This is a genomic window from Protofrankia sp. CiP1_Cm_nod1, assembly GCF_920888515.1.
Lineage (GTDB): Bacteria > Actinomycetota > Actinomycetes > Frankiales > Frankiaceae > Protofrankia.
In genome coordinates this window covers 1-13,371 of sequence record NZ_CAKKTM010000222.1, presented here as the reverse complement: position 1 = coordinate 13,371, position 13,371 = coordinate 1, and the positions used below count along the sequence as shown (strand labels likewise).

General features: G+C 66.0%; 12 protein-coding genes and 2 pseudogenes. 6 read left to right on the top strand and 8 right to left on the bottom strand.

Annotated elements, in window-relative coordinates; translation table 11 throughout:
- Positions 1 to 326: 326 nt before the first annotated feature.
- A complete protein-coding gene (locus NBX02_RS10410; RefSeq protein WP_250291140.1) occupies positions 327 to 620 on the bottom strand; it encodes an integrase in 294 nt (97 codons plus the stop codon).
- Positions 621 to 789: 169 nt separating this feature from the next.
- On the opposite strand from NBX02_RS10410, the pseudogene NBX02_RS23070 reads away from it, so the two are divergent.
- A pseudogene (locus NBX02_RS23070) lies at positions 790 to 1,068 on the top strand (HNH endonuclease); the annotation flags it as partial.
- 553 nt (positions 1,069 to 1,621) lie between these two features.
- Positions 1,622 to 2,815, top strand: a complete 1,194-nt coding sequence (gene ltrA, locus NBX02_RS10405) for a group II intron reverse transcriptase/maturase (RefSeq protein ID WP_250291138.1) — start codon at positions 1,622 to 1,624, stop codon at positions 2,813 to 2,815.
- Between the two features lie 140 nt (positions 2,816 to 2,955).
- Here ltrA and NBX02_RS10400 read toward each other — a convergent pair.
- Positions 2,956 to 3,258, bottom strand: a pseudogene (locus NBX02_RS10400) (transposase); the annotation flags it as partial.
- A 196-nt stretch (positions 3,259 to 3,454) separates the two neighbouring features.
- On the opposite strand from NBX02_RS10400, the gene NBX02_RS10395 reads away from it, so the two are divergent.
- From NBX02_RS10395 to NBX02_RS10380, 4 genes are all read left to right on the top strand, one after another.
- Positions 3,455 to 4,567 (top strand): thiamine pyrophosphate-dependent enzyme, encoded by a 1,113-nt coding sequence (locus tag NBX02_RS10395; RefSeq protein WP_250284597.1) that lies wholly within the window; start codon positions 3,455 to 3,457, stop codon positions 4,565 to 4,567.
- Positions 4,568 to 5,551, top strand: a complete 984-nt coding sequence (locus tag NBX02_RS10390; RefSeq protein ID WP_250284594.1) for a transketolase C-terminal domain-containing protein — start codon at positions 4,568 to 4,570, stop codon at positions 5,549 to 5,551.
- The gene (locus NBX02_RS10385; RefSeq protein WP_250284592.1) at positions 5,548 to 6,810 is read left to right on the top strand and encodes a dihydrolipoamide acetyltransferase family protein; all 1,263 of its coding nucleotides are present in this window, start codon (positions 5,548 to 5,550) and stop codon (positions 6,808 to 6,810) included. Before NBX02_RS10390 ends, NBX02_RS10385 begins: the two co-directional genes overlap by 4 nt.
- A gap of 301 nt (positions 6,811 to 7,111) precedes the next feature.
- Positions 7,112 to 7,591 (top strand): response regulator transcription factor, encoded by a 480-nt coding sequence (locus NBX02_RS10380; protein WP_250291137.1) that lies wholly within the window; start codon positions 7,112 to 7,114, stop codon positions 7,589 to 7,591.
- A gap of 60 nt (positions 7,592 to 7,651) precedes the next feature.
- On the opposite strand, the gene NBX02_RS10375 is transcribed toward NBX02_RS10380, so the two are convergent.
- From NBX02_RS10375 to NBX02_RS10355, 6 genes are all read right to left on the bottom strand, one after another.
- Positions 7,652 to 7,849 (bottom strand): ferredoxin, encoded by a 198-nt coding sequence (locus NBX02_RS10375; RefSeq protein WP_250284589.1) that lies wholly within the window; start codon positions 7,847 to 7,849, stop codon positions 7,652 to 7,654.
- Between the two features lie 100 nt (positions 7,850 to 7,949).
- Positions 7,950 to 9,530, bottom strand: a complete 1,581-nt coding sequence (locus NBX02_RS10370; RefSeq protein WP_250284587.1) for a hypothetical protein — start codon at positions 9,528 to 9,530, stop codon at positions 7,950 to 7,952.
- On the bottom strand, positions 9,530 to 10,555 hold the full coding sequence (locus NBX02_RS10365; protein ID WP_250284585.1) for an ATP-binding cassette domain-containing protein: 1,026 nt from the start codon (positions 10,553 to 10,555) through the stop codon (positions 9,530 to 9,532). Before NBX02_RS10365 ends, NBX02_RS10370 begins: the two co-directional genes overlap by 1 nt.
- Positions 10,556 to 10,565: 10 nt before the next feature.
- Positions 10,566 to 10,895: an antibiotic biosynthesis monooxygenase family protein gene (locus tag NBX02_RS23065; RefSeq protein ID WP_445548358.1), complete on the bottom strand. Its 330-nt coding sequence runs from the start codon at positions 10,893 to 10,895 to the stop codon at positions 10,566 to 10,568.
- Between the two features lie 79 nt (positions 10,896 to 10,974).
- Complete coding sequence (locus tag NBX02_RS10360) at positions 10,975 to 12,150, bottom strand: cytochrome P450 (RefSeq protein ID WP_250291134.1); 1,176 nt, start codon at positions 12,148 to 12,150, stop codon at positions 10,975 to 10,977.
- A gap of 165 nt (positions 12,151 to 12,315) precedes the next feature.
- Positions 12,316 to 13,314, bottom strand: a complete 999-nt coding sequence (locus NBX02_RS10355) for an aminotransferase class III-fold pyridoxal phosphate-dependent enzyme (RefSeq protein ID WP_250291132.1) — start codon at positions 13,312 to 13,314, stop codon at positions 12,316 to 12,318.
- Between the last annotated feature and the right edge of the window lie 57 nt (positions 13,315 to 13,371).

The window sequence follows — 13,371 nt, the reverse complement described above, 5'->3', positions numbered from 1 at the left end:
CTCCTCGCAGTGCACTGGAAGCTGTGTTCATCCGATCGCCAGGAGTTGTGGCCAGTGGTGGCCCAGTGCAGCCGCGAGCCGTCTGCCAGCCTCGCGGCTTGGGTACCGACAGGGCCCTGACCTGGCTCTTCGGCGACGAGCGCCACGCCGACCGCGCCCGCGGCGAGGCGGCTGGGCCGCAGACCGTCACCGTGCACTCGCCAGTTCTGTAGTCGTCTGATTATATGTTCCAGCGAGCTGCGAAGAGCCAGCATACTACCCAATGTGGTTTCCCGGTCGGGTTCACAAGTAGATCCTATCTGGGCGCCACCCATGGATATTGTCGCCTATGACACCGAGCAGTCACCCAGCCGAATAACCAGACGGCGATACCACCGTAGGACGGTTCCTGGGGTGATCAGCCGGTGCGCTCGCAGCGTCTTCGGCAGAAGCTGGATCCGTGCGGCGAGTACCGCCCGGTCCGCCCAGTCCCACCGGGGCTTGGGCTGGGTGCGGCGTAGCACCGCGACCTCGTGCCGCAGCACGAGCAACTCGATGTCCTTGGACGCCGACGAACGGCCGAGTAGGACCAGCCAGCCACACACCCGCACGAAGATCAGACAGAGCGGGCGTGCGGACATAGCTGACCATCATGCCGACAGTCGCGCCGTCACATCATCCCAGCTCACAGACCCAAGCCGACTTCTGGCACCCCAGTGCGCCATGAGCGCGGAGAGTGAGGTTGAGAGGTAGGGGATCTCGCTTGATGCGGTGCTGCGTGGAAGATGAAGGATTTGTGGCCCTTCGGCGTCGGCTGCCCTCGAAGACCGAGCGCCAATCCTGGCCACGGCCCGTGGCAACGAGCTGATCCACCGGCTCCTCGCGGGCGCGTGCGAACTGTGCGGAGCGACGGAGCAGGTGGAAGTACACCACATCCGCCACCTCGCCGACCTCAACAAACCAGGACGACGCGAAAAGCCGGCCTGGGTCCGCCTCATGGCGATGCGACGGCGAAAAACACTCGTCGCCTGCCGTCCCTGCCACGAGGCGATCCACGCCGGACGACCTACCACGCAACCCACGGCATAACCACTGGAGAGCCCGTTGCAGTTAACGCTGCACGGCGGGTTCGGCGGGAGGCCGACGGAAAAGGAACCGCCCGAGGCGGTCACCTCGCCGGCGGCCTACCCAACTCTGTGGGAGCCCGGGGGTGAGATTCCTCCGGGCCACCCGACTGGGGCGCTTGGGGTTGCTTCAGGACGAGCCTGGCGGGAGCCCGTGTACTGGCCAGGTGGTGCCCGGCATGGAGGCGGCGCGAGCCTGGTCTGCGGCTTTCACGTGGAACATGGGAAGGCGGATGCCGATACTGCACGCCCGCCCTGCGGGGTGGACGGGCGAGAGGGAGCGCGCCAAGCGGCAGGAACCGTAAGGCGTTGAGTACCGTCGCGGCGTCTGCTGGCGGACCGGCTCGTAGTAGCGAGGAAGCCCTGGTAATCGGGGTGGATGCGAAGGGGCCGGCTCATCGATGGGTTTGTTTGCGCGAGCAACCGGCGTTGCCGGGAGGAGACGTGTGGGCAGGTCAGGTCCGGAAGGCAAGTCGTTTCAGATATCGAAGCAGCTGGTGTGGGAGGCGTATAGGCGTGTGAGGGCCAACAAGGGTGCCGCCGGGGTGGACGGGCAGTCCCTGGCCACGTTCGAGTCCGATCTGAGGAACAATCTCTACAAGATCTGGAATCGGATGTCGTCGGGGACCTACTTTCCGCCTCCGGTGATGGCGGTGGAGATACCCAAGGCGGCTGGGGGCACGAGAGTTCTCGGCGTGCCCACGGTCGCCGACCGGGTGGCGCAGACGGTGGCCGCGATGGCGTTGGAAGCCCGCACGGAGTCGATCTTTCATGGAGACTCCTACGGGTACCGGCGTCGGCGCGGTGCGCTGGATGCCGTGGCCAGGTGCCGGCAACGGTGCTGGAAGAAGGACTGGGTCATCGATCTCGATGTCCAGGACTTCTTCGACAGCGTGCCGTGGGACCTCATGGTCAAGGCGGTCGAGGCCAACATCACCACCGACCGGACATGGGTGCTGCTCTACGTTCGGCGGTGGCTTGCCGCCCCGCTGCAGCTGCCCGACGGGACCCTGGCAAGGCGGGAACGCGGGACCCCGCAGGGGTCGGCGATATCACCCGTCCTCGCCAACCTGTTCATGCACTACGCGTTCGACCTGTTCCTGGCCCGGAATTTCCCAGGTGTGCAGTTCGAGCGATATGCGGACGACGCGATCGTGCACTGCGCGTCGGAACAGGAGGCCCGCGTGGTGCTGGCTGCGCTCACCAGCCGGATGGCCGAGGTCGGGCTGCGGCTGCACCCGACCAAGACCAAAATCGTGTACTGCAAGGACGGCAGGCGGCGTGGCTCGCACGAGCACACCTCGTTCACGTTCCTGGGGTACACCTTCCGGCCCAGGGGCGCCAGGAGAGCCGACGGGACGATGTTCGTGGGCTTCCAGCCCGCGGTCAGCCCCGAGGCGTTGAAGAAGATGAGCCAGCGGGTCCGCCGATGGCGGATCCACACGCGAACCAGACACGACCTGAGCGAGCTCGCCACACTGATCAACCCGGTCGTGGCGGGCTGGATGAACTACTACGGCCGGTTCTACCGGTCGCAGATGTCCCCCCTCCTGCAACGCATCAACACCTACCTGATGCGGTGGGCTGGCAAGAAGTACAGACGGCTACGCCCGTTCAAGCGGTTCAGAGCATGGTGGACCGGGATCCTCGATCGAGAGCCCGGACTGTTCGCGCACTGGGCCTGGGCATCCATGCCGACCGGACCACGGTGAGAAGAGCGGAGTGAACCGAGAGGTTCACGCTCCGTTCTGTGGGAGCCCGGGGGTGCGATCCCCCGGGCCACCCGACCAGGCTCGCGGCTGCACTGGGCCACCACTGGCCACAACTCCTGGTGATCGGATGAACACAGTTTCCAGTGCACCGCGAGGAGTCGCTTTTCCCTTCTTGATGAATCCTGTTTCGCCCGCGACCAGTATTCCTTCCGGTTCCCGAGGTGTTCGGCGACGTAGTCGCGGAGGATGTCCCGTACCAGGTCGGAGTCCCACGGGTAGGTGTTCAGGAGCCGCTGGATCCGATGGGGGCCGGGTGCGCCGGTATATTCGGCGATCGACCGGCTGTTCTTCCGTTCCATGGTGGATAGGAGGCCAGCCAGGTATGATCGTGCCTGTTGTCGGACTGTTCCGGTGGAGAAGCGGTCCGCGATTCTCGCGAGCATCTCCTCGAAGCCGGCCTGCCAGCCGTCCGGGGTGATGTCGTCTATGCTGTCCATGCGGCCGCCGCTGTTCTCTCGAGTTCATGCACAAACCCGACAGTCCAGACGGCGGCCGTTCTTTATGCGACGACACGCGGATTGTCAAGACACAGAACACAAGCCGACCACTGTTTCTGTAGGATACAGGCTGAGGAGCATCATGACGGTTTCGCTGATCGCGTCGGCTTGTTCCGACGCGGTCGCCCCCGGCTACCCCGCATCACCCCTGCGGCTGGTGGCTCCGGACGGCACTCTGACCGACCTCGGGCGAGCCGCCGACATCGACCCCGATCTGGTCCGCGAGCTGCATCGCGACATGGCCCGCGCCCGCTGCCTCGACCACGCCGCCCTCGCCCTGCAGCGCCAGGGCGAGGTGAGCCTCTGGCTGATGAGCTGGGGCCAGGAAGCCGCACAGGTCGGTTCGATACGGGCGGTGCGGGACAGCGACATGGTGTTCCCCAGCTACCGTGAGCACGCCGCCGCGCTGTGCCGGGGCATCACACCCGCCGAGCTGCTCACGCAGTGGCGCGGCCACCGGCACGCCGGCTGGGACCCCACCGCGCACCGCTTCCACATCTACTCGCTCGTGCTCGGCACCCAGACGCTGCACGCCACCGGCTACGCGGCCGGTGCCGCGATGGAGGGCACCGACGAGATCGTGGTGACCTACTTCGGGGACGGCGCGGCGAGCCAGGGGGACGTCAACGAGGCGTTGAACTGGGCCGCCGCCGCCGGCCTGCCGATCCTGTTCTTCTGCCAGAACAACCAGTGGGCGATCTCCACCCCGACAACGACCCAGATGCGCACGCCCGTGCACCGCCGCGCGGCAGGGTTCGGCCTGCGCACCTATCACGTCGACGGCAACGACGTGCTCGCGGTGCTCGCCGTGACCGGCGAGGCGGCCGCCCGGGTCCGCGCCGGGGACGGGCCGGCCCTGATCGAGGCCGAGACCTACCGTCTCGCCGGGCACAGCAGCTCCGACGACCCGGGCCGCTACCGCACCCAGGCGGAGGTGGAGCTGTGGCAGGGCCGTGATCCGCTCGCCCGGTCGGACGCTCTGCTGCGCGCGCTCGGTACCCCGGACTCGTGGTTCGACCAGCTGCAGGACGAGCTCGCGGCGTTCGGGGACGAGGTGCGTAAGGCCTGCCGCGGGCTGACCGGGCCGGGGCTGGCTGACCTGTTCGGCACCGTCTACGCCGAGCCGCACGACGCGCTCGACCAGGAGCGGCACGACTACCTGCGCCACCGCGACGCGCTCGAGGCGGGCCGCTGAATGACCGTCATGACCCTCGCCCAGGCGATCAATGCCGGGCTGCGCAAAGCGATGGAGGACGACGAGCGGGTCGTCGTGATGGGAGAGGACATCGGCACGCTCGGCGGTGTCTTCCGGGTGACCGACGGCCTGCAGAAGGACTTCGGCACGGCACGCGTGGTGGACACCCCGCTCGCCGAATCGGCGATCGTCGGCACCGCGATCGGGCTGGCGTTGCGCGGCTACCGGCCCGCGGTGGAGATCCAGTTCGACGGGTTCGTGTATCCGGCGTTCGACCAGATCGTCAGCCAGCTCGCGAAGATGCGGGCCCGCTCGGGCGGGCGCATCGCGCTGCCGGTCGTCGTCCGGATCCCGGCCGGCGGCGGGATCGGCGCCGTCGAGCACCACAGCGAGTCGAACGAGGCCTACTTCGCGCACACAGCCGGCCTGCGGGTCGTGTCCTGCGCGAGCCCGCACGACGCGTTCCACATGATCCAGCAGGCGCTGCGCTGCAACGATCCCGTGGTCTTCTACGAGCCGAAGCGCCGGTACTGGGACAAGAGCGAGGTCGCCGACGAGCCCGGCCTCGAGCTGCACAAGGCGCGCGTCCTGCGCGAGGGTGACGACTGCACGCTCGTCGCGCACGGGCCTACCGTCGCTACCGCTCTTAGGGCGGCCGAGGCCGCCCGCGAGGACGGGTTCTCGCTCGGAGTGATCGACCTGCGGTCGATCTCCCCGCTCGACCTCCCGGCGCTGCGCGAGGCGGCACGACGGACCGGGCGGATGGTCGTGGTGCACGAGGCGTCGACGTTCGCCGGGATCGGCGCGGAGATCGCCGCCGCCGTCACCGAGGCCTGCTTCCACGAGCTGGAATCGCCGGTGCTGCGGGTCGGCGCCTACAACCTGCCCTACCCGCCGGCCCGCGTCGAGGACGACTTTCTCCCCGACGTCGACCGGATTCTCGACGCGGTCGACCGCGCCCTGCACTTCGGGGACGTCGCATGAGCACGAGGACCGCATTTCGGCTGCCCGACGTCGGCGAGGGCCTGGCTGAGGCCGAAGTCGTCACCTGGCGGGTGCGCGCCGGAGACACCGTCGCTGTCAACGATCCGCTGGTCGACATCGAGACCGCCAAGTCCGTCGTCGAGCTGCCCTCGCCGGTGGCGGGCACGATCGCCGAGATCCACGTCGAGGAAGGGGCCACGGTCCAGGTCGGCGGCGTTCTCGTCACCATTGTCGGTGAGCCCGCTGACGACGGTGACAGCGCTGGCATCGCTAGCACCGCCGGTGCTGCTGGCGCCGATGAGCCGCTGGTGCTCGTGGGGACAGGGCCGAGCGCGGCACCGGACCGGCGCCGTCGTCTCCGGCCGCGCGGCGTGGGCGTTGCCGAGCCTGTCCCGCCACGGCCGGTGGCGGGCCCCACCCGGGCACGCGCGACACCGCCGGTGCGGCTGCTGGCCCGCCGCCTCGGTGTCGATCTCGACGCGCTCGCGGCGACCAAGCCCGGGATGGTCACCCGGGAGGATGTCGCGGCCGCCGCGTCCGCGCAGCCCGCCGGACCGGTCCGCGAGACCCGCGTCCCGATCAAGGGCGTCCGCAGGGCGACCGCGGCGGCGATGGTCCGCTCCGCCTTCACCGCCCCGCACGTCACGGAGTTCCTGACCGTCGACGTGACCGCCACGATGGCGCTGCTCGCCCGCCTCAAGGAGGACCGGGACTGGGCCGGCGTGCGGATCACACCGCTGGTGTTGGTCGCCCGCTGCCTGCTCCTGGCGATCCGGCGGTATCCGGGCATCAACGCCCGCTGGGACGAGGACGCCCAGGAGATCGTGCAGCACCATTACGTGAACCTGGGCATCGCCGCCGCCACGCCCCGCGGCCTTGTCGTGCCGAACATCAAGGACGCCGACGGCCTCGACCTGAAGGGACTGGCGTCCGCGTTGGGCGAGCTGGTCGAGCACGCCCGGGCAGGCAGGACCTCGCCGGAGCAGACGTCCGGCGGGACCGTCACGATCACCAACATCGGCGCCCTCGGCGTTGACGCTGGCACGCCGATCCTCAACCCCGGCGAGGCCGCGATCCTCGCCTTCGGCGCGGTCCGCGAGAGGCCATGGGTCGTGGATGGCGCGATAGTGCCGCGCCAGGTGACCCAGCTCGCCCTGTCGTTCGACCATCGGCTCGTCGACGGTGAACTGGGCTCGCGGGTGCTGGTCGAGGTCGGGCGGCTGCTACACGACCCCGGGCGGGCCATGCTGTACGCGTGAGAGCGGCCCTGGGGAAGCCCCGGTCGCGGAGATCAACAACGGCCGGCGGGCTGACGCCGACGACAGCGGTGGGCGGCTCACCGCTGTCGTCGGCGTCAGCGGACGCCCTGGATCGCAAGCTTCCGCGTCATCCGCGGCCGGACGCCCTGTTGGGCTCCAAAATTCGGGTTTCGGCCGGGGCTGAAGTTGACCCGATTCTGTTCACGTCTGGGCTCTTTGGAGCAATAGTTTCAAGGAGGATCGCAGGTGCCGAGATCAAAACTGCTCTACACCGCCGAGTCGCGGAAGCAGATGATCGACCTTGTCCGACTCTGATGTCCAGGGCCCAGATGTTGCCGACCCCGAACACCATCCGGCCACCGCCGTGCTGCTGCTCAGCCAGCACGTCCAGGTCGGTGGGGCCCTCGACCTGTTCACGGCCGACGCCGGAGGACTGGGTTACCTCCTGAAGGACCGGATCATCGAGATCGACGATTTCCTCGCCTCGATCCGCCGGATCGCCGCGGGAGGTTCGGTGCTCGACCCGATCGTCATCCGGGCCCTCGTCGAGAGACGGGCGCCCGCCAGCGCCCTCGCCGCGCTCAGCGAACGGGAACGCGACGTCCTCGGCCTCATGGCGCAGGGTCTGTCCAATACCGCGATCGCCGCCCGCCTCGTCGTCGGGCTGCGTACCGTCGAGACCCACGTCGCCAGTGTCTTCACCAGGCTGGGGCTGCTGCCCACCCCGGACGAGCACCGCCGCGTCCGGGCCGTCGTCACCTACCTCAACGGCGGAGACTGATCAGCTGTTCGGAGGAATGTTGAGCGGCCTCCACGGCCTTCTGGCGATTAAACGGCAAGCTCAGTCCGAGTAGGTGCTGAGTGCCTGCACCGGGCACGCGTGCACGCCCTGCTCGGCCTGGTCCTCGTCACCGTCAGGGACCTCTCGCGCGATGCCAATGTTACTGTAGCCCTGACTGTCCAGGGAGAAGAGCGCCGGATCGATCAAGTTGCATTGCCGCTTGGCTTCACAGACCGTGATGTCCACCCTGACCTTCACGGATATCATCCTTTCCTTTCGATGGTGCCCAAATCCCCAGCCGGGTCGTTGACTGTTACCTGTAGCGACATTGAGGGCCGGCGGTCCTCTCGGCCGCAGTCTACTCGGGTAAGCCGTTCATGATCGAGGAGTTCGCGATCGTCCGCAGGGACAGTAGAAGCACTCCTGTCGCGGCCGCCACCGCGCCGAGCAGCCAGCCGCCGGCCAGCGCAATATCGGTGGCGCTGTGGAAGCTCGTGCTGAACGCAGAGTCGATCAGGACTTGCACGGAGCCCGCCGACGGTAAGTTCTCGGACCACGCCGGCAGCTGCGGACCCAGCATGTAGTCCTGAGCGATACCGACATCGAGGAAAGGGAGCAGGAGCATGCACAACGTTCCCCCGACGCGGCCGAGGACCGGCGCGAAAGCGGCACCGATACATCCCCACGTCACCGAACCCAGCAGATACGCGACCACGAATAATCCGTAGTTCTCCGGCCGGAAGCCGCAGAAACCTACGAGCAGTGCCGCCAGGCTGACGATACAGGACGCGGCCGCGACTGTCAGCAACCTCACGATGAGAATACTACGTCGGCGGTAACCGCTGACAATCAGCCGCGAGTCGGCCTCCCTCGAACGTATCACGACAAACAGACCTGCCACGGCGGACAGGAACGACACGGTCATGTATCCCATGTAGGCACCGTGCAGCTTGGGCATCGCCATGGTCAGCAGCACCGCCTGGTTGTCAATGGCCGCGGGCACCTGGACCTGCACTCCGGTGAACATGAAGAAACTGACCCCGACAAAGGTGACGGGTGTGGCCAGCAGCACCAGCAACAGGATCCGGTTTCGCGCGTATGTTCGTATCGTCGACCGGGTGAGCTCGGCCGCCGGGCGGCCGATCGGTCGTGAGTCCTGAGATCCGACCGGTACCGGGTGACGGCCGGGATCTCGCTGGCCGACGGGTTTGACCTCAAACTTCGCCCGGGTCCACGCCACCGCCGCGTGGGCCACCTGCCGGTCGAGCAGAACAAAGCTGGCGATCAATGACAGCGAGAGCCACACGATGCCGCCCAGCAGGGCAGTCGGAAAGCCGTCGACGCCGGACATGATGACCTCGCTCGACGGGCGGGAGGGCACCAGAGCCGCCAGCCGCAGCGAGCCGCCGCCCATCGCCGGCCCCAGGAAGACGTCGAGCATCCACACCCCGACGAGAGCCAAACTGCCCGTCAGTTCATCATGGACAAGAGAGCCGACGATCGCCCCGAAGCAACCGTAGGTCCCAACCAGAAGGCCTGTTCCAACGGCAATCTGCAGGGTTACGTTGACATCAGTGCACACACGCAGCGCGGCCAGCGCGGACCCCCAGCAGCCAGCCCCCACCAGGGCGAAGAGCGCCAGACGCGCGATCGAGATATCCCAGCGGGCCGTCCTCAGATCGACCAGGTGGTCCGCGCCCCTGGTGCGGCTCGTCGAGAAGTAGGTGCCCAGACCAGCACTTATGGCACCAGCCCAGGCCGCCGAGAACGAGCCCATCATATTATGGCCGGTGTGACCTCCGAGCACGCGCGCGAAGTCGGTCAGTGCATCGGCGGACACGAGTACGAACACGACGGGGAAGCATACGAGCAGCAGGCAGTTCAGTCGATGCCTAAGAAAGTCGACTGCGAACAGGCGCGATAGCTGGAACGCATTCACTAGCTGACCCGTCCGAGTTTTCCATTGGAAAGATTGTAGACCTGGTCACACAGTTCCGTATCATCCGTACGATGGCTCACGATGACAATGCAGGTGCCATCCTGACGTCGCAGCTTCGCCAGCTCCCAAAACCGTAGGTAGGTATCCCAGTCGAAGCTGGCGTGGGGCTCGTCAAGCAGAACCAGTCTTGGCTCTCCCAGCAGTGCCAGCGCCAAGTTCAGCTTCGCCTTGGTACCAAGCGACAGCTCGTCGGTCACCGAGTCCGCGTACTGCGCGAAGGACAGCTGATCGAGCAGTTCCTCGGCCGCCTGGTTAATCTGTTCGACTGACAACCCGACCGCGCTCCCGAAGAGCCGGAAGTGCTCCCGAACGGTCAGCCGGGCGTACAGAGCCGCCTCCTGCGGGCAGTATCCGACCCGCTCGACGCGACGCAGCTCACCCAGATCCGGAGTTTCCAGACCCACCAGTATCCGCAGCAGGGTCGACTTGCCTGCCCCGTTCTCGCCAACCAGTGCCACGATCTGCCCGGGGAACAGTTCGAGATCAACTCCCCGGAGCACGCGGCTCTGCTGCCGCCACGCTAATCGCGGTCGGTAACTTTTCTCGATCCCCTTCGCGGTGAGGACGGCTCTGCCCGCAGGGGAGGTCCGTCCCGAGATCACCCCAGTCGGCTGCAGCTGTTCCGCATCCCCGCTGGCACCGGCGGCTCCGCCGCCGCCCTGATCCGCCATCCACCGGGCCAGCCCGGCCAGCCGGGTCACCTCGTCCCTGATGCGGTCCGGGGCATCCGTGCCGCCGGCGAACGGAATCCATAGATCCCTCCGGTCAGCGGGGGTCGTAACCTGAAGATTCATCCCGTGGCCATCGATCTCGGTGGCCACGGCGGAGATGGCATCGGCTGCCTTACCGAGCTCCCGGCCGATGATCAGGCAGTCGTCGGAATGAGCTGCGTTCAGATGTGCCAGCGCTCTGGCGCTGCGGACCGCGGCATCTTCCAGTTCCTCGGTTCTGTTGGCCTCGAGCATGGCGGCGTCGCTATGCAGTCGTCGTAGAGACTTCGAAGGACCAGACCTCACTTTCGATGGCGAGCGGACCGTCGCCGTGCGTAGGCGAGCTCCCGGGGTGTCCGTGTCCCGATAGCTGACCGCGGTGCATCTGGTCAAATACGGCCGAGTTCTTCCAGGCATCATACGAGGCCGCCGAATCCCACCGGCTGACAACCAGCCACCGGTTTCGCTCGTCCGTTGGACGCAGCAGCTGGAAATCCACGAAACCCTGCTGCCCGCTGAGTAACGCGCTTTGCGCTTCGAACCGTTTCGCCAGCTCGTCCTCAACCCCAGGCGGCACTGTTATCGCGTTGATCATAACCGTCGTCATCTCAACTCCATCTCGTCGGTATCAGCTCACTCGGTTGACGGTCCGTACTGGCGGTCAACCCACGCCGTCACCTCAGCTTGAGCCGGGCCGGTAGCCTCTGGAAGCCGGTGATGTTCATCGCGTGCACCGACTCGGCGGCGTCGAGGTCCAACTCAGCACTCTCGACGCGGTTGAAGAACTCGCCGAGCCCGGCGACCATCTGTAGGCGGGAGACGTGAATGCCTAGGCAGCTGTGTATGCCTCGACTGAAGCCCATGGCCAGGCGAGAGTTCCGGCGATCGATATCAAACGTGTCCGGATCGGAAAATAGTTCCGGGTCCCGATTGGCCGCGCCGAACAGCAGCAGCACGCGCGCACCCTCGGGGATCACCGTGTCGCGGATATCAACATCCCAGGCCGTTGTTCTTCGCATGTACTGCGTGGACGCATCCCGGCGGATGGTCTCATCAATGGCGTTCATTCGCGTGGGCTCATCATTTCGGACCAGCTCCACCACACTCGGCTGCGCCGAAACATTGGCCAGCACATATCCGGCTGTCCGAGCGACGTCCTCCGGTCCAGCCAGTGCCATGAGGAATAAGAACCCGAGAGCCTCCGCCTCTGACATCCTGTCACCGTCGGCACTTCCATTGATCAGCCTGGACAGGAATGTTCCCTCCGTGGCGTAAAGCCGAGGCAGATGCTCTTCGGCCAGGAAGGTCATGATATGCCCGATGGCCTCTTCCCCGGCCGCGGTGAAACTGATGTTTCCGCGCTTGCGCTGGAAGCACGCATTGAGCCATTCTCGCCAGAGTGGACGAGACTCCGCCGGGATCTCGAGTAGCTCGAGGTCGTTCTCGATCGCCCACGGGAGGAGCAGATCCTGGCACACATCCAGCTCGGCTCCCGGCAGCCGGTCGAACTGTGCGACGAAGTTCCGACCGAAAGCCACCTTGAAACCGGCGACAGCCTTGGGCACGAAGGAGCCGCTTACCATGGTCCGCATCCGGGTGTGATCCGGAGGATCGAGGAACGCCATCATCGGGACCGGGAGTTCTTCAAGCGTCTGGTCCTCGTACACCGTGCCTTTGCGTGCCGAGAACGAGAGCGGGTCGTGGAGTGCCCCTGCGACGTCGTCGTACCGTGACAGCGCCCAGAAGTCGTCCTTCTCGTTGTAGTAGACCGGCTGCTCTTCTCGAAGAGCCTTGTAGTACGGGTAGGGATCGTCTGTCACCAGGCTGTCCAGCGGAGAATAATACGCCATTGCGTCTCCGTCCTTTCCGGGATCGGTACCTTCAAGCGTGCTCGCAGGCACCTCATCTTTCTGCGGTCTGCCGAGTCAGACTGGGTGTGAGCGGCGTCGAGAGGGCTCGCGTCAGCCCTACCTGTTCTACTGTTCCATACCTCAGCGCAGCGTCGAAGGTGAACACTATTCTGTCGCCCAATCGACCGCCGAGCGGAAGTAGCGCGCTCGGCGAGCGTAGGTTAGGAGGCCCCGTACGGCGTTTACATAGACGTGTACAGGGCGCACCTGGCGGGTTCCGCGCTCGAGTCTGTTGAGAACTTCGCGCAGCTCAGCCTCGTCGGCGAATATCCGCTGATGAAATCGGAGTATCGGCACGAAGACCCCGCAGTTGGACAGCACTAGCTCGGCGAGGGCCATTTCGAGCGCACACCCCAGCGCCGAGCGGCAGTGGAACGGGAACCAGCGGCGAGAGAGAGTGAGCCGTATCAGTCCGCCCTCGCCCGAGACGGCCGCAAAGATCCTGGACTGTGCAGAGATGCGCCGAAGGCCTTCGGCGAACATCTCCTGCAGCCGCGTCGCCGTCACGATTCGCTCGGGATCTGCACATCCAGAGAGTGCGTTCAGCGCGATATGCGCGCTGAGCTCGCACCGGTAGTGCCGAGTGAGCTTCTCGACTAGTTTCGGGTTTCTCGCGGCCGCGCGACGGTAAACATCGTCGGTAACGAGAGCGACGCCGAGTGGCACCGTCATATCACTCAGGGGCTTGGCCATCGCCGATACGTCGACATTCAGCGCGAGACGCCGATGTACCAGGAAATCTCCACCGATCCGCCACCCGCCGGTCAGCACCTCGTCGATCCCAACCAGGTAGCCTCCCGACGCCTTGCAGCGGTGTACTAACTCGATAATCGAGTCGGGGATGGGCCGGCATTCAGCGCCCTGGATGAGTTCCAGCCAGACCAATGCCACGTCTGGCCGGTTCAGGACCGTCTTCAGCCGAGACTCGCAGCCGGGTTCATCGAGGTCGATGTACTCAAGATTGGCATAGTACGGTCGGAACGCTTCTCTGTCCGACTCGGTCAACAGCGTGCCATGCTTGCTGAGACTGAGCGAGATGGGAGTCTTCCCGGAGTAGTTGCCACGAAAACTGACAATGGTTTTACGATCCGGCTGCGCTAGCATGGCGAAGCTGACAGCTAGATCCTGTCTCTTATACCCATCTGACGCTGCCGACGACTA

What these genes read in the sequence shown, in the direction of transcription:
- NBX02_RS10360 (WP_250291134.1), bottom strand. Translation starts at nt 12,150, where the DNA reads ATGGCGTATTATTCTCCGCTGGACAGCCTGGTGACAGACGATCCCTAC.
- NBX02_RS23065 (WP_445548358.1), bottom strand. Translation starts at nt 10,895, where the DNA reads ATGATCAACGCGATAACAGTGCCGCCTGGGGTTGAGGACGAGCTGGCG.
- NBX02_RS10365 (WP_250284585.1), bottom strand. Translation starts at nt 10,555, where the DNA reads ATGCTCGAGGCCAACAGAACCGAGGAACTGGAAGATGCCGCGGTCCGC.
- NBX02_RS10385 (WP_250284592.1), top strand. Translation starts at nt 5,548, where the DNA reads ATGAGCACGAGGACCGCATTTCGGCTGCCCGACGTCGGCGAGGGCCTG.
- NBX02_RS10390 (WP_250284594.1), top strand. Translation starts at nt 4,568, where the DNA reads ATGACCGTCATGACCCTCGCCCAGGCGATCAATGCCGGGCTGCGCAAA.
- NBX02_RS10355 (WP_250291132.1), bottom strand. Translation starts at nt 13,314, where the DNA reads ATGCTAGCGCAGCCGGATCGTAAAACCATTGTCAGTTTTCGTGGCAAC.
- NBX02_RS10395 (WP_250284597.1), top strand. Translation starts at nt 3,455, where the DNA reads ATGACGGTTTCGCTGATCGCGTCGGCTTGTTCCGACGCGGTCGCCCCC.
- NBX02_RS10410 (WP_250291140.1), bottom strand. Translation starts at nt 620, where the DNA reads ATGTCCGCACGCCCGCTCTGTCTGATCTTCGTGCGGGTGTGTGGCTGG.